The organism is Streptomyces sp. HUAS YS2, from assembly GCF_033343995.1.
Lineage (GTDB): Bacteria > Actinomycetota > Actinomycetes > Streptomycetales > Streptomycetaceae > Streptomyces > Streptomyces solicathayae.
Genome location: NZ_CP137573.1, coordinates 668,517 through 682,962, shown reverse-complemented (window position 1 = coordinate 682,962; position 14,446 = coordinate 668,517). Strand labels below are relative to the sequence as shown.

At 72.0% G+C, this 14,446-nt stretch carries 13 protein-coding genes; all 13 read right to left on the bottom strand.

The window, feature by feature from the left end; all coding sequences use genetic code 11:
- Nucleotides 1-2 precede the first annotated feature (2 nt).
- Genes R2D22_RS03300 through R2D22_RS03240 form a run of 13 tightly spaced genes read right to left on the bottom strand, consistent with a single transcriptional unit; the run spans nucleotide 3 to nucleotide 14,437 of the window.
- Nucleotides 3-1,328 carry a glutamate-1-semialdehyde 2,1-aminomutase gene (locus R2D22_RS03300; RefSeq protein ID WP_318101088.1) on the bottom strand — a complete coding sequence of 442 codons (1,326 nt, stop codon included), beginning with the start codon at nucleotides 1,326-1,328 and terminating at the stop codon, nucleotides 3-5.
- A 7-nt stretch (nucleotides 1,329-1,335) separates the two neighbouring features.
- Nucleotides 1,336-1,887: a dTDP-4-dehydrorhamnose 3,5-epimerase gene (gene rfbC / locus R2D22_RS03295; protein WP_318101087.1), complete on the bottom strand. Its 552-nt coding sequence runs from the start codon at nucleotides 1,885-1,887 to the stop codon at nucleotides 1,336-1,338.
- The gene (locus R2D22_RS03290; protein ID WP_318101085.1) at nucleotides 1,884-3,104 is read right to left on the bottom strand and encodes a polysaccharide pyruvyl transferase family protein; all 1,221 of its coding nucleotides are present in this window, start codon (nucleotides 3,102-3,104) and stop codon (nucleotides 1,884-1,886) included. The genes rfbC and R2D22_RS03290 overlap by 4 nt, the downstream gene beginning before the upstream one ends.
- On the bottom strand, nucleotides 3,101-4,048 hold the full coding sequence (locus R2D22_RS03285; protein WP_318101084.1) for a glycosyltransferase family 2 protein: 948 nt from the start codon (nucleotides 4,046-4,048) through the stop codon (nucleotides 3,101-3,103). The genes R2D22_RS03290 and R2D22_RS03285 overlap by 4 nt, the downstream gene beginning before the upstream one ends.
- The gene (locus R2D22_RS03280; protein WP_318101082.1) at nucleotides 4,045-5,346 is read right to left on the bottom strand and encodes an MATE family efflux transporter; all 1,302 of its coding nucleotides are present in this window, start codon (nucleotides 5,344-5,346) and stop codon (nucleotides 4,045-4,047) included. Before R2D22_RS03280 ends, R2D22_RS03285 begins: the two co-directional genes overlap by 4 nt.
- Nucleotides 5,343-6,623: a DUF4910 domain-containing protein gene (locus tag R2D22_RS03275; protein ID WP_318101081.1), complete on the bottom strand. Its 1,281-nt coding sequence runs from the start codon at nucleotides 6,621-6,623 to the stop codon at nucleotides 5,343-5,345. The genes R2D22_RS03280 and R2D22_RS03275 overlap by 4 nt, the downstream gene beginning before the upstream one ends.
- The gene (locus R2D22_RS03270) at nucleotides 6,620-7,645 is read right to left on the bottom strand and encodes an NAD-dependent epimerase/dehydratase family protein (protein ID WP_318101080.1); all 1,026 of its coding nucleotides are present in this window, start codon (nucleotides 7,643-7,645) and stop codon (nucleotides 6,620-6,622) included. Before R2D22_RS03270 ends, R2D22_RS03275 begins: the two co-directional genes overlap by 4 nt.
- 3 nt (nucleotides 7,646-7,648) lie before the next feature.
- Nucleotides 7,649-8,311, bottom strand: coding sequence for a PIG-L deacetylase family protein (locus tag R2D22_RS03265; RefSeq protein ID WP_318101079.1), 663 nt, complete (start codon nucleotides 8,309-8,311; stop codon nucleotides 7,649-7,651).
- Nucleotides 8,308-9,102 carry a glycosyltransferase family protein gene (locus R2D22_RS03260; RefSeq protein WP_318101078.1) on the bottom strand — a complete coding sequence of 265 codons (795 nt, stop codon included), beginning with the start codon at nucleotides 9,100-9,102 and terminating at the stop codon, nucleotides 8,308-8,310. Before R2D22_RS03260 ends, R2D22_RS03265 begins: the two co-directional genes overlap by 4 nt.
- A complete protein-coding gene (locus R2D22_RS03255) occupies nucleotides 9,099-10,334 on the bottom strand; it encodes a class I SAM-dependent methyltransferase (RefSeq protein WP_318101077.1) in 1,236 nt (411 codons plus the stop codon). Before R2D22_RS03255 ends, R2D22_RS03260 begins: the two co-directional genes overlap by 4 nt.
- Complete coding sequence (locus tag R2D22_RS03250) at nucleotides 10,335-11,609, bottom strand: glycosyltransferase (protein WP_318101076.1); 1,275 nt, start codon at nucleotides 11,607-11,609, stop codon at nucleotides 10,335-10,337. It lies immediately after the preceding gene.
- Between the two features lie 7 nt (nucleotides 11,610-11,616).
- On the bottom strand, nucleotides 11,617-12,897 hold the full coding sequence (locus R2D22_RS03245) for an O-antigen ligase domain-containing protein (protein WP_318101074.1): 1,281 nt from the start codon (nucleotides 12,895-12,897) through the stop codon (nucleotides 11,617-11,619).
- 1 nt (nucleotide 12,898) lies between these two features.
- Nucleotides 12,899-14,437 (bottom strand): right-handed parallel beta-helix repeat-containing protein, encoded by a 1,539-nt coding sequence (locus R2D22_RS03240; RefSeq protein WP_318101073.1) that lies wholly within the window; start codon nucleotides 14,435-14,437, stop codon nucleotides 12,899-12,901.
- Between the last annotated feature and the right edge of the window lie 9 nt (nucleotides 14,438-14,446).

Below are 14,446 nucleotides of genomic sequence, written 5' to 3'. Positions count from 1 at the left end.
CGTCACGCCAAGCGGCGGAACACGGGCTTCACGGGCCGCCCCGCCAGCCAGGGGGTGGGGTCGGCGGCGTCCAGCGCCTTCCGGTACACCGCGCACGCCTGGGCCACCACGTCGACGGTGTGGTCGATGTCGGCGTCTTCGAGCGCGCTGCTCACCACGAACGATGGGGCCAGCACCCCGCCCGCGAGGAGCCGGCGCAGGAACAGGGTGCGGTACTGCTGCGACGGCTGCCGGTTCTCGTCGAGGGTGGCGAAGACCAGGTTGCTGGCCCGGCCCCGGACGACGACGTGGTCGCCCACGCCCATGCCGGCCGCGGCCTCGCGGACACCCGCGGCCAACCGCTCGCCGAGGGCGTGCAGCCGCGCGGTGACGTCCTCCTGGACATAGGTGGTCTGCACGGCCATCGCGGCGGCCAGCGAGTGGGTCTCCGCACCGTGTGTGGTGGACAGCAGGAACACCCGGTCGCCGGAGTGCCGCAGCCCGCCCCACTCCATCAGTTCGCGGCGCCCGGCCAGCGCGGAGACGGCGAACCCGTTGCCGAGCGCCTTGCCGAACGTGGAGAGGTCGGGGACGACGCCGTACAGGCCCTGGGCGCCGGCCTCGGACCAGCGGAACCCGGTGATCATCTCGTCGAAGATCAGGACGCAGCCGTGCCGGTCGGCCAGCTCGCGGAGGCCCTCCAGGTACCCGGGCGGCGGCTCGTTGTGGCCGGCGGGTTCGAGGATCAGACAGGCGACCTCGTCCTGGTACCGGGTCAGCAGTTCCTCCGTGGCGGCCAGATCCCCGTACGGGAACGCCACGGTGAGCTCGGTGGTCGCCGTCGGGATGCCGGCGGACATCGGTGTGGTGCCGATGAACCAGTCGTCGACCGAGAAGAACGGATGGTCGCCGCAGATGGCCACCCGCGGGCGCCCGGTGACGGCGCGGGCGAGCCGCACCGCCGCGGTGGTGACGTCGGAGCCGTTCTTGGCGAACTTCACCATCTCGGCGGTCGGCACCGTGGCCAGGAAGCGTTCCGCGGCCTCGACCTCCATGACGGACGGCCGGACGAAGTTGCTGCCGCGGTCGAGTTCCCGCCGCACCGCCTCGAGCACGCGTGGGTGGGCGTGACCGAGGCTGACCGACCGCAGGCCGGAGCCGTACTCGATGTAGCGGTTGCCGTCGACGTCCCACACGTGGGCGCCGAGGCCGTGGCTGATGACCGGGGCCAGGTTCTCGGGGTACTGGTCGTCGCCCTTCGCGTAGGTGTGCGCGCCCCCGGGGATCAAAGCGTGCAGCCGCTCGTTCGCCTGCTGCGACCGGGGCAGTCGGAACTCTTCGGTGTCCACGCTGACTTCAGCTCTCCTTCTGCTTCAGGACCTCGGCGAGGCTCGGCGCCTCCCGGTCCCGCCGGGACATGAGGGCGGGCGGGAGCGGCCAGGGTATGGCGAGTTCAGGGTCGTCGAAGGCGATCGTCACGTCCTCGGACGGATCGTGCGGGCGGTCGATCCGGTACGAGGTGTCGGCGGTCTCGGTGAGGGCCTGGAAGCCGTGCGCGCACCCTGCCGGGATGTACAGCGTCGTCTGCGTCTCGCCGGACAGTTCGAAGGTGGCCACGTTGCGGTAGGTCGGTGAGTCCGGCCGCAGGTCCACGACGACGTCGAAGATCTGCCCGTACGAGCACCGCACCAGCTTGGCCTCGCCGTTGCCGGAGCGCAGGTGCATGCCGCGCAGCACGCCCCGGACCGAGCGGGACAGGCTGTCCTGGACGAAGGCGTCCGGGTCGAGGCCCACCGAGCGGACCACGTCGGCGTCGAAGGTGCGGCAGAAGAAGCCGCGCTCGTCGGCGTACGGTGTCGGCTCGAAGAGGAACGCGCCCGTGATCGCCGGGACTTCGATCGCTTTCATGGAAGAACCTTCCGTGCTCCGTGGTCGTGGCCCGCCGTCGGGAACAGGGCCGTGGTCAAGGCGGTGAACTGGTCCCCGAGCCGCCGGGCCGCGACCGCGTTCCGCTCGGCGAGGGTCCGCCGCAGCTCCGCCGCCCGCTTCTCCAGCGCGCGGAACTGGTCGAGCAGCCGGTCCGGGTCGACCTCGCGCGCCGGGTGGCAGTACGCGCCGAGTCCCATCTCGGCCATGAGCGCGTCGCTCTTCGCCGCGTAGCTGAGCGCGAGGGTCGGTGTGCCGACCTTCAACGCGCAGACCAGGTTGTGGTAGCGGGTCGCCACCACCGCATCGGCGGCCGCCGTCTCCTTCATCAGGTCGGCCAGCGAGGCCGCTTGGGCGGCGGTGACCAGTGGCGAGTCCACCGCGTCGAGGATCGCGGCGACCACCGGAGCATCACAGGCGTCGCCGGTGATGAGCCGGACCGGCCGTCCGTCCTCGACCAGCGCGCGGACGAAGCGGGTCGTCCCGTCGAGGTAGCGCCGGTGGATCTCCTCGGCCCGGTCGCGGTCGTCGTTGCCGCCGTGGAAGTCCATGACGCCGACGCAGACCGGGCCGGGCGGGCCCGAGGGAGCGCTCGACGGAAGCGTCGGCAGGGAGAACGCGAGGTCCGGGTGGACCTCGTCGCGCTCGGTGTCCACGCCCATCTCCCGCATCGCGTCGCGGGACTGGGCGTCCCGGTACGAGCGGTACGAGGCCAGGCGCGCCGACCAGCGGACCAGGGCCCGGGTCGGCCGGTTCTGGATCGGCCCGGCGCCGACGCCGAGCAGCGCGACCGGGGTGCGGGCCAGCCGGCCGGACGCGCAGAGCAGGAACAGCGCGTACGGGAAGCCCCACGGCCGCAGCGGCAGCGTCGCCTCCAGGACGCCCATGCCCGGCACGATCACCACATCGTGCCGGCGCACCCAGGCGGCGGTGCGGAAGGCGTCGACGAGCTTGCCCAGAGCCTTCCCCGCGACCGCGCCCGCACGCGAGGCGGTCCGGTACTCCCCGCGGTACCAGTGCAGTCGCGTCGCGGGGATCGCGTACCGCGCCGTCACGACCTCGGGTCCGCCGCACAGCGCGTCCACGACGGCCTCCGGGTGCTCGGCGCGGAGGTACCCGAGCACGGCCTCCAGCGACCCGTCGTTTCCGAGGTTGCCGGAGCCGAGCAGGCCGAACACCCCGACACGTACCGGATTCATGCGCGCCGACCTTCCCGCCCCGCGACGAGGTCGTCGACCGAGACGCCGAGCCGCGCCGGGTCGACCGGAGTGCGGTCCTCGACCCGCTCGCCGGCGCCCGGCCGGGCCCGGCTGGTCGCCCACGCCGCCAGATGGCCGTAGCAGGCGCGGCGGTCGGCGGTGGACAGTGGAGCCCGCCGGATCGCCGAGACGAAGCCCCAGACGTACTCGGCGAGCAGCCGGGGCGTCGGGTGCAGCGGCCCGGCCCGGCGCGGGTCCAGGTTGACGCACCGGGAGCGCTTGGACGGGTTCGCCCGCTCGGCGCGGGTGGGGTGGTCGCGGCGGAAGTACAGCAGCTCCGGCACCTGGTGGAAGGGCCCGTGCAGGCCGATCTCGGAGACGAACGTGCGGTCCGCGTGGTGGTAGCTGTCGTGCGGCTTCACCCGGCGCAGCACGTCGGCCCGCATCACCCCGTAGAAGTCGTCGCCACCGGGTTCGAACAGCATGCTGCGGAAGCGCTCCGGCGCGTGCGGGGAGGCGGTCGCGAGCGTGTACTCGTACGGGACCTTCACCTGGCCGTCGCCGTCGATGACCGCCTGGTCGGCGTGGGCGAGGATCACGTCCGGCCGCTCGTCCAGGGCCTCCACACAGCGCCGCAGCAGGTCCCGGGCGTACAGGTCGTCGTGCGAGGCCCACTTGAACAGCTCGCCACGGCACTCGGTGAACACGAAGTTGTGGTTCGGCGCGGCGCCGATGTTCCGGGGCAGCCGGATGTACCGGATGCGGGAGTCCTTCTCGGCGTACCGGCGGCAGATGTCCTGCGTCCCGTCGGTCGAGGCGTTGTCGGAGATGACCAGCTCGAACTCCTCGTACGTCTGGCCGAGCAGGGCGTCGAGCGACTCGGCGAGGTACTCCTCGCCGTTGTACACGGGCAGGCCGATGCTGAGCCGGGGTCGGGCTGTCATGAGGTCCTCACTTCGGGAATCGGGTTCTGGCGGTGCTCGCGCAGGGCGGAGCGCAGCTGCAGCCACCACACGGCCGAGCCGCAGACGGTCGCGGCGGCGACGCCCCAGGCCGAGCCGACCGTGCCGGCAACGGCCGCGCCGCCGAGCCCGCCGACGACGTAACAGGCGGAGGCGATCAGCTGACTGCGCAGGCTGCGCCGGGCCGCGCCGAGCGCGCGCAGCCCGGCCGCCGCGCCGGTGCCGAGGCCGGCGCCCGCGACGCCGACCGTGACCGGCACGACGAGCTCCGAGGCGGCGCCCCAGACGCCGCCGAGCACGAGCTCGCCGACCGGGTCCGGGACGAGCAGCAGCGCCCCGCCCCAGAGCAGCGCGGCGACGGCCTGCCCGCCGCCCAGGAGGAGGCAGAACGCGCCCAGGCGGTGCGGGGCCCGCCGCAGCACCCGTGCCGCCTCCGCGACGGTCACGAGGGACAGCCCCATCAGGACGGCGAGGAACGGGCCGAGGAGGAGTTCGGCGCCCCGGACCACCCCCACCGCGCCGACCCCGACGATCACCCCGAGCCCGTACGCCCGCAGCTGGCTCGCGCCGCTGTTGGCGACGTTCTCGACCAGGTAACGGGAGCCGAGGTCACGGTGCTCGCGAAGCCATGCGCGCGCTCCGGTCGGCCGGGGCCGGATGCCGGACTGGAGGCAGCCGTACACCGCGGCCACCGCGGCGGACGCGCCCCAGGCCAGCAGGAAGGCGGCCACGCTGCCCACACGGGCCGCCACCACCATGGCCGGGACGAGGGCGACGCACCACACCATGTCGTTGACGAACGCCTTCCGACCGGCGCCGGCGGCGAAGAACGCGAACCGCCACGCGTCCTGCAGCAGCAGCCCCGGCAGGACCACGCCGAGGCAGACGAACGCCGTCCCCACGCGGCCGCCGAGAGCGAGGCCGACCAGCAGGGACACCGCACCGAGGGCGGCCCCGACGCCGAGCGCGGTCCCCGCCGACTTGGCCGCCGCCGCGCGCCAGGACGCGGCCGGGACGCCGCTGAAGCGCACCACGAGCGGGTCGGTGGCAAGGCCCCGGGAGACGTTGAGAACCACGCCGTAGGTGACCCAGGCCAGGCTGAAGACGCCGAACGCCGTCAGCCCCAGCGAGCGCGCCACGTAGATGCCCACCGCGAAGTTGGACATGCTGGAGGCCGCCTGGTCGGCCAGTCCCCAGGACAGCCGTCCGGCGATGGCCCGCTTGCCGGTCCGCCGGTCCGCCGGTGCCGTCGTCTCCTCCTCGGTGGGCATCGGCGTCATGCCTTGACCAGCCCGGCGGCGCCCAGTGCGTCGGCCGCGACGGCGACCGTGTCGAACGGCAGCCCGGACCGCTCGGCGATGTCCAGCAGGCTGTGCTCGCCGTCGGAGAGGCTGAGCACCCAGAGCATGGCCATCTGGGCCTGCTTCGCGTCGCTGCGGCCGCCGAGCGAGTCGTACAACCCACGCCGGCCCAGCTGTGGTTCGCCGTAGGGGCTGAGGTTGACGTACCGCCGGTTGCGGTCGAGCACGTCGAACGCCTCGCGGCAGACGGCGAGCGTGTCCGCCATCGCCTCCGGGGAGACGAAGTCCGGGTTGTCCGCCGAGGTGTGGTACTCGGGGTATCCGGCGTACGGGGTCCGGGTGAGCGAGCCCACGCCGAGGTCGAACCCGGGCGAGCAGAACTGCCGCTCGTCGTAGCCGTAGGGCGTGAACTCGTTGACCTGGTGCGGGCGTTCGGAGGCGGTCAGGACGTGTCGCATCACCCGGTCGATCTCCGCGTCGCCTCGTCGGCTCTGCTTGTACGTCAGGCTGCCCCGGTCACCCGCGCAGGCCAGCACGACGCCGTGCTTGACCTGATCCACCCGCTCCGCGTTGCGAGCCAGCCAGGTGATCGCCCCGATCGTGCCGGGCGCGAACAGGAACCGGTAGGTGTAGTACGGCGTCTCCTCCGCCAGCGCCCGGGCCAGGAACGTCGCCACCGCGATGCCGGCCAGGTTGTCGTTGGCCAGCGACGGGTGGCAGACGTGACAGGAGACGATCACCTCGTCGGCGACCTCCCCGGGAACCACATGCTCGGCGTACGTGAGGTGGCCGTCCGCGAGCGTGGAGTCGATGCGCACCTCGTACTCGCCGTCCAGCAGCGCGTCCAAGGTCTCCTGGGCCAGGCAGAACCCCCACTCCGGCCTGTAGTAGCTGGTGCGGTACGGCACCCAGGACGGGTGGTCCGGCAGGGTGTGCAGGTGCTCGCGCAGCTCGGCCAGCGGCATCGTCGCCGACACCGGCACGCTGTAGCCGAGCACGTGCAGGCTGGACGCGGTGAAGTCGACGACCCGGTTGCCGGCGGCGTCGGCGACGTACGCGTCGCGGATGTTCCACTCCTGCGGCACCGTCCAGTCCAGCACCTGCGTCCCGGTCGGCACCTCGTGCACCTGCAGGGGGATGTACTCGCCGACGATGTCCAGGGTGGCGCGCACGCCGTCGCCGGTGATGCTCCGGCAGATCGGGTACAGCCGCTCCACCAGCGCGTGCATCTCCTCGCCGGGATCTGCCGTCGTCATCGGCGCCACCGCAGGGTGTCGTCGACGGCGCCGGCTTCGGACGCCGCGCGCAGCACGGCGAGACGGGTGAAGCGTTGCTCGAAGTCCTCCCGGGTCAGCCCGAACTGGCGGTAGGCGTCGGCGAGTTCGAGAGCGCCTCGGCGCACCGTCCACTCGCAGTCGAAGCCGGGTATCGCGGCGCGGAACCGGGCGAAGTCCACCCGGTACGACCGCGGGTCGGCGCCGTTCTCGCCGGTGATCCGTACCTTCGCGCCGTCGACCGCCTCGGCGACCTGTTCGGCGATCTCGGCGACCGTGACGTTGTTGGCCTCGCTGCCGATGTTGAACGCCCGGTCGTGCACCGCTTCGCGGGGCGCGGTCAGCGCGGCCGTGAAGGCCCGTGCGATGTCGGCGGCGTGCACCAGCGGGCGCCACGGGGTGCCGTCGGAGAGCACCAACACCTCTCCGGAGAGCAGCGCGTGGCCCACGAGGTTGTTCAGCACGATGTCGGCGCGTAGCCGGGGCGAGTAGCCGAAGGCGGTGGCGTTGCGCATGTACACCGGGGTGAAGTCGCCGTCGGCCAGCGCGTGGAGGTCGTCCTCGACCCGCACCTTGGACTCCGCGTACGGCGTCACGGGGCGCAGCGGAGCGTCCTCGGTCACCAGCTCGTCGCCACCCGCGGCGCCGTAGACCGAGCAGGTCGAGGCGTACAGGAAGCGCCGCACCCCGGCCTCGCGGGCGAGCCGGGCGAGGTGTACGGAGGCGTGGTGGTTGATGTCGTAGGTGAGCTCCGGCGCCAGCGATCCCAGCGGGTCGTTGGACAGCGCGGCCAGGTGGATCACGGCGTCCACCCCGGCGACGTGGTCGGCCGTGACATCGCGCAGGTCCACCCGGTGCCCGGACGGGTCCGCGGGCCGCGGGCCGAGGACGGAGTCGGCGAACAGGCCGGCGTCGAGACCGACGACCTCGTGCCCGGCGGCACTGAGGACCGGGGCCATCACGGTGCCGAGGTAGCCCTGGTGTCCGGTCAGAAGTACGCGCAAGGTTCATTCCCCCAGAGTGAAGGTGCCCAGATCGAGCGTGAGTTTGGTGACGGCGAACGCCTCGGCGTAGCGCGCGTGACATTCGATGCCGCGGATCCGCGCGAGGCCCAGGAAGGCCTCCCGGTCGTACCAGGGCCGGTGTCGCTGCGACGGGTAGTGCCCCTGCAGCAGCCGCACCTTCTCCTCGGCGACCTCCGGCGACAGCGGTTGGTACGCCGCCGGACGGCCGAGATCGCCGTCCCACTTGACGATCTCGTAGCCGAGCACGAGGTGGTCGCGGAACGCGGTGGGGATCAGCTGCGCCAGGCCGCGGTGGTCCTGGTGCGCGTCATCGGTGCGCGGCGCCAGGACGAGATCCGGCTCCGTCCCCGCCCGCAGCTCCTCGACCGCGGCCTTGGCCTCGTCCCAGTGCGTGGGCAGCCGGCCGTCCGGCAGCTTGAGCACGGTCAGCCGCAGGTCGGCGCCGGGGCAGAAGGCGGCGAGCGCGGCCCGCTCCTCCTCCTCCCGCTCGCTGCCCCCGCCGGAGAGCACCAGCGCGTCGACCCGGAGACCCGGCCGGGCGAGGCACAGGGTCAGCAGCGTGCCACCGGCGCCGATGGCGATGTCGTCGCAGTGCGCTCCCACCGCGACGATCCGGTCCAGACGTTCGGGGCCGAGCCGGATCACACGCTCACCCCCACGCGGTCCCGCTCCCAGACGGCCCAGGGGCGGTCGCCCCGCGCATAGGCCTCGTCGAGCGCGGCCCGCTCCTTCACCGTGTCGGTCGGCTTCCAGAATCCACGGTGCTGATGCGCCACCAGCCTTCCCTGCTTGGCGAGTTGGGCGCAGCCGTCGGCGACCAGGTCCCCGTTCTCGGGGATGTGGTCGAAGACCTCCTGGCGGAGCACGAAGTAGCCGCCGTTCTCCCACAGCGGGAGCTCGCTGACGGCCGTGATGCCGCCTACCAGGCCGTCCTCACCCAGTTCCACACAGTGGAACGAGGACTGCGGCGGCACCACCATCATCGACGCCCCGGCGTCCCGCCGCGCGAACCGGTCGATCATCTCCGGCAGCGGGGCGTCCGTCAGCACGTCCGCGTAGTTGGCGAGGAACATCTCGTCGCCGTCCAGATGGTGGCGGACCCGGCGCAGGCGCTCACCGATCGGCGACTCGATACCGGTCTGGGCGAAGGTGATCGTCCAGTCGGATATGTCGGTGGACAGCAGCTCGGTCTGCCCCTGACGCAGCACGAAGTCGTTGGACGTCGTCTCCTCGTAGTTGAGGAAGAAGTCCTTGATGTGGTGGGCGCCGTAGCCGAGGCACAGGATGAACTCCGTGTGCCCGAAGTGCGCGTAGTACCGCATGACATGCCAGATCAGCGGGCGCGGGCCGACCATCGCCATCGGCTTGGGCACGTCGTCCGCGGCGCCGCTCCGCATCCGCATCCCGTAACCGCCGCAGAACAGTACGACCTTCATGAGTTGGCCTCGACAATGCTCAGTTCCGGGATGGGGAAGACGAGACGGCCGCCCCATTCGTGGACGAAGGCGAGCTGTTCGGTCAGCTCGGTCCGCAGGTTCCAGGGAAGGACGAGGACGTAGTCCGGCTTGTCCGCGGCGATCTGCTCGGGCGGCAGGATCGGGATACGGGTGCCGGGGGTGAAGCGGCCGTGCTTGTAGGGGTTGCGGTCGACCGTGTACGCGAGGAGGTCGGGGCGGATGCCGCAGTGGTTGAGCAGGGTGTTGCCCTTGCCGGGAGCGCCGTAGCCGACGACCGTCTCGCCGCGCTCCGCCGCGTCGATGAGGAACCGCAGCAGGTCCCGGCGCACCTTGGCCACCCGGGCGGAGAACTCGGTGTAGCCGGAGAGTTCCTGCAGCCCGGCGGCCTTCTCGCGGTCCAGGACCTCCGCCACGCGGCCGCTCGGCTCGCCGGCCACCTCGGCCGGCCGGGCCCACAGCCGGATGGAGCCGCCGTGCGTGGGCAGCAACTCCACGTCCACCAGCGTCAGTCCGCCGCTCGCCAGGGCCCGCGTCGCGGACGCGACCGTGTAGTACTGGAAGTGCTCGTGGTAGATCGTGTCGTACTGGTTCTCCTCGATCAGGGTCAGCAGGTGCTGCACCTCGATGGAGACCCAGCCGTCGTCGGCGACCAGGGCGCGCAGCCCCTGCGTGAAGCCGACCACGTCGGGGATGTGCGCGTACACGTTGTTGGCCACGACCAGGTCCGCCGGTCCGTGCTCGGCACGGACGGCCGAGCCGGTGTCCGGGGACAGGAACTCCGTGAGCGTCGGCACACCCGCGTCGCGCGCCGCGGCACCGACGTTCACCGAGGGCTCGATGCCGAGGCAGCGGATCCCCCGGTCCACCACGTGCTTCAGCAGATAGCCGTCGTTGCTCGCGACCTCGACCACGAAGGCGTCCGGGTCGAGAGCGAGCCGCTCGACGGAGTCGGCGACGAACGTGCGCGCGTGCTCCACCCAGGAGGTCGAGTAGGAGGAGAAGTACGCGTACTCCTCGAACGTCTCCTCCGGCGTGATCAGCGGAGGTATCTGCGCGAGCCAGCAGTCGGTGCAGACCCGCAGGTGCAGCGGGTACGCCGGTTCCGGCCGGTCCAGTCGGTCCGCGGCGAGAAAGCTCTCGCACGGCGGTGTCGCTCCCAGGTCGACGACGCTGGCCAGCGCCGCCGAACCGCAGAGTCGGCATCGTGTCATCTACTTCCCCCCATCTCCGCTCGCGCGGGAGCCCCGCAGCGAGCCGGTTTCTTCATTCCCTACCGGCGGCGTGCTGTTCCCGCCGCCCGACCGCAGCGCGATCGCGGTGCGGTACTCCTCCACCAGGCGCTTCAGCCCGACGGCCGGGCCGAACCCCTGTTCGTAACGGCGCCGGGCCGCCTCGCCCATCTCCCGGTTGTGGTCCGGCCCGGCCGCGATCCGGCGGATGCGGGACGCGAGCGAGGCGGGATCGCCCGGCTCGTGCAGCAGCCCGGTCACCCCGTCCTCGACGAGTTCGACGAAGGCGCCGTGACCGGCGGCGACGGCCGGGACCCCCGCCGCCATCGCCTCCGCGACGACCAGACCGAAGGTCTCCCTGGCCATCGAGGGAGCCACCACGGCGACCGACCGCGCGATGCCTTTCCGGCACTTTTCCTGGTCCCACAGGCCGACGTACCGTACGTCGTCCCGGCCCGCCGCCCAGGCGGTCACCTCGTCCTCCAGCGGACCCGCGCCGGCGATGACGAGCGGCACGCCCGCACCGCCGTCCGCCGCGAGTTCGTCCCACGCGGCCATGAGCAGCCGCACGCCCTTGGCCTCCGCGAGCCGGCCGAGAAAGAGCAGATGCTCGCCGGCGCCCGCTCGTCGGACACCCGGCTCGGGCACGAAGTTGTGCTTCACCGCCAGCCGTTCGGCCGGCATGCCCGACTGCACCAGGAGGTCGCGCTGCGCCTCGGAGATGCAGAAGAACCGCTCCACGCCGGACCACCACCGCCGCCGGTTGACCGACAGGCTGACCGCGAGCGGAACCGTGGCGAGCCGGGAGTTCCGGTAGCAGCCGTGCCGGATCGCGGGCAGCGACGCCACCGTCCCGACGCACTCGGTGCACGGTCGGCCGTCCCGGCGCAGAGTGCCGGGCGAGCAGACCTGCATGTAGTTGTGCAGCGTGGCGACGACGGGCACACCGGCGTCGGCACAGGCGGCGAGGACCGCGGGGGACAGCAGCGGGAAGACGTTGTGGACGTGCACCACGTCCGGCCGCTCCGCGCGGAGCCGGGCGGCGAGCTCGGTGCGGACCCCCGGATTCCACGGCACGAGCAGCGGCACCGCGACCTTGCCGAGCAAGGACTTGGCGGCGATGTCGTCGCTGCGCCGCTCGAACACGTCGACCCGGTGGCCGGCCGCCCGCAGCAGCCCCACCTCCTGGTCGACGACCCTGTTCTCCCCGCTCGGCTGCGCCGAGGAGTAATGGTTGTGCACGACAAGGACATGCATGCTCAGGTCACCTCCGGGCCCATCGCGGGATACGTCGTCGTGGGATCGCGGCCGGCGGCAGGGGTGTGGCCGTCGCGGGTGCCGCGAGCAGCGAGGCGGCCAGGGCCAGATGCAAGAGATAGGCCGAGGCGTCGCCGAGCCCGACCTCGGTGTACGAGGAGAGCGCGCAGTAGCTGATCAGGAAGATCGCGCAGGCCCTCGGCAGCGACGGTGGTCGCAGCAGCGCGACGCCGCCCAGCACGATGATCATCGCCGCCACGAGCGTGACGCCGATCAGCCCCTGCTCGTCGTAGACGGCCAGCCAGCTGTTGTCGATCGGCAGCCCGTCGAACGACTTGTCGCCCAGGCCCGTGCCGAACACCTGCTCCCCGGTCGTCCGGGGCGCTGCCAGCAGGGCGTCCCAGACCTTGGCCCGGCCGGTGAGGTTGGCGAAGTTCTCCTGGCTCTGACCGCGCAGGAACCACGCCCGCAGCGCCGAGCTGAACACCACCGCGGCCACCGCGGCGCACAGCACCGCCCAGGCGAAGAACCGGCGGGCGGCGGCGCTGGTCAGGACGAGCGAGCCGATCGCCAGCGCCAGCCCGACGAGCAGGCCGACCGTGGCCGTCCGGGTATGGGTCATCGCGAGCAGGACGAGCGACGGCACGATGATCACGGCCGCACCGCTCCCGGTGGTCCGGTGGCCCATCAGCAGCAGCACGGTGAGTCCGATGATCACGGCCGCGTACTGGCCGATCTGCGGCGGGGTGAGCGGCCACAACGCGCCGACCAGGCGTCCGCCGTAGTACTCGGGCATGGCCGTGCCCGGGGCGACGACCAGGCCGGCGGCCACCAGCACGAGCACCGCGAAGTACATCCGGACGTGGTGGCGGACGAACGTCAGACTGCCGTCCCACCAGCGGCTGAGCAACCACAGCGTGCCGACGAAGAGCGACAGCCGCGCGCAGCGGAACAGCGCGCCGAACCCGACCTCCAGCTGCACGCTCGAGATCAGGCTCGGCACCAGCAGCAGGGTGAGCAGGAACAGGAAGGCGCTGGGCCGGATGCGCAGCCGGAGATTGAGCGCGAGCGCCAGCGCGAACGCGGCGACCAGCGCGCCCATGGTGGCCATCTGGATGAGGGAACGGGGGAGCGGGACGACGGTCTTCGCGCCGGCGGAGCCGAGCGTGTTGAGGCCCAGTAACGCCCAGGCGATCCCGACGGCCTTCGGCGTGGCGGCGGGGCGGGGCCCGGTACCCGGTCGGGTACCGATCGTGTCCGGTCCGGCCGGCTTCAGCTCTCCGGCCATGTCAACCACCGGCCCGTGGGGCGAAGCTGCTGCCCGCGTCCTGCCGGTACGGCGCGCCCTGCCACTGCTTGGAATCGAGCTTCCGGCCCGGGGCCTCGGCGACGAAGCTCCACGGTCCGCGGTAGAGGTTGTCGTGCCAGCGGTTGTGCTGCCGGTGGGTGATCGCCTCGGCCACTCCCTTGCCCCGGTACGGCGACCAGTCCGGCGAGGTGCCCTCGTCGGCGAGCACCGCCATGCGACCGCACTCCACCGTGCATTTGAGGACGGACGGGTCCAGCACGAAGCGGTTGTCGTGGATGTCCACCCGCTGCGTCTTCCACCGGCAGTCGGAGCGGAGCGGTGCGCCGGCGATCGCCGGCGGCGCGCAGCGGGCGGTGTCCTTCACCAGCAACGTGCAGTAATCCGTCGAGGTGTTGGCCGGGCTGTTGCAGAACCGGTCGGCGCTCTCCCAAAGAGTGATCCCGTTCCAGTTGTTCTCCAACAGGTTCCGGTAGATCTCGATCTTGTCCGTGCGAGCCCGGACCCGTGGTTCGCCGCCGGCCTCGGACACGTAGACGGTCGCGTACGGGAAGTCGTCGCCGCCCGCGGCCTCCTCGCGGCCCTCGACCAGGTTGTTCCGCCGGATCGTGTTGTTCCGGACGACCGCGTTGTAGCTGATCTCGTAGATCAGCGCGGCACCGTCATTGGCCTCGATGAGGTTCCCCTCGACGAGGAAGTCGTTGTTGTTGGTGTCCGCCCACAACCCGGTTCCGCGGTTGTCGTGCACCCAGTTGCCGCGTACGTCGGCGCCGTCGACGGCCCAGAACTTGATGCCCGCGGTACAGCCGCAGCCCGGCTGCCGCCGCTCCCAGTCGTCGGTGTTGTTGCCGACGATCTCGTTGCCCTCGACCACGAGGCCGCGGATGGAGTCACCGGTCTTGTACGCGTTCATGCCGTACTGACCGTTACGGCGCAGGCAACTGGCACGCAGCTGCTGGCGGGCTCCGGCCATCAGCCCGGCACCGGAGTTGTCCTGGATGGTCGCGTGCTCGATCACCCATCCGTCGGCCATGTCGTGGTTGACCACACCCTCGTCCTGCGGTGCGACGAAACCCTGCACGGTCAGGTGGCGGATGGTGACGTCGCGGGCGGTGCCGCCGAACGCGTACTGGTTGGTCTTCCGGCCGTCGAGCACCGCGCCCGGGGCGCCGAGGTAGCGGTTCCCCGCCTTGGGCATGACCTGGGCGTAGGGGTTCGAGGTGAGCCGGTGGGTCCCCGGCCGAAGCCAGAACGTGGTGTTCGGGGGGTTGCTGTCGGTCTTCGCGTCCAGGTCACCGACCACCGCCGGGTCGACCGTCACCGCGCCCGCCGGCGCCTTCGCCGGACCGGGCGCGGGCTCGGCGCACACCCGGGCCACGGGCCCGGTGGGCGCCCCGGACGTGGCCGGCGTACCGGCCGACTTCGCCGGGGCGTCCGACGTGCTCGTACAACCGGTCGCCGCCGGCAGGACGAGCGCCAGCGCCGCCACCGGCAACGCCCAGCGCCGCCTCCTCAACACCACGCCTCCTCC

Excerpts from the sequence above, each read along its gene's own strand:
- rfbC (WP_318101087.1), bottom strand. The coding sequence starts at position 1,887 with ATGAAAGCGATCGAAGTCCCGGCGATCACGGGCGCGTTCCTCTTCGAG.
- R2D22_RS03290 (WP_318101085.1), bottom strand. The coding sequence starts at position 3,104 with ATGAATCCGGTACGTGTCGGGGTGTTCGGCCTGCTCGGCTCCGGCAAC.
- R2D22_RS03285 (WP_318101084.1), bottom strand. The coding sequence starts at position 4,048 with ATGACAGCCCGACCCCGGCTCAGCATCGGCCTGCCCGTGTACAACGGC.
- R2D22_RS03280 (WP_318101082.1), bottom strand. The coding sequence starts at position 5,346 with ATGACGCCGATGCCCACCGAGGAGGAGACGACGGCACCGGCGGACCGG.
- R2D22_RS03275 (WP_318101081.1), bottom strand. The coding sequence starts at position 6,623 with ATGACGACGGCAGATCCCGGCGAGGAGATGCACGCGCTGGTGGAGCGG.
- R2D22_RS03260 (WP_318101078.1), bottom strand. The coding sequence starts at position 9,102 with ATGAAGGTCGTACTGTTCTGCGGCGGTTACGGGATGCGGATGCGGAGC.
- R2D22_RS03255 (WP_318101077.1), bottom strand. The coding sequence starts at position 10,334 with ATGACACGATGCCGACTCTGCGGTTCGGCGGCGCTGGCCAGCGTCGTC.
- R2D22_RS03250 (WP_318101076.1), bottom strand. The coding sequence starts at position 11,609 with ATGCATGTCCTTGTCGTGCACAACCATTACTCCTCGGCGCAGCCGAGC.
- R2D22_RS03245 (WP_318101074.1), bottom strand. The coding sequence starts at position 12,897 with ATGGCCGGAGAGCTGAAGCCGGCCGGACCGGACACGATCGGTACCCGA.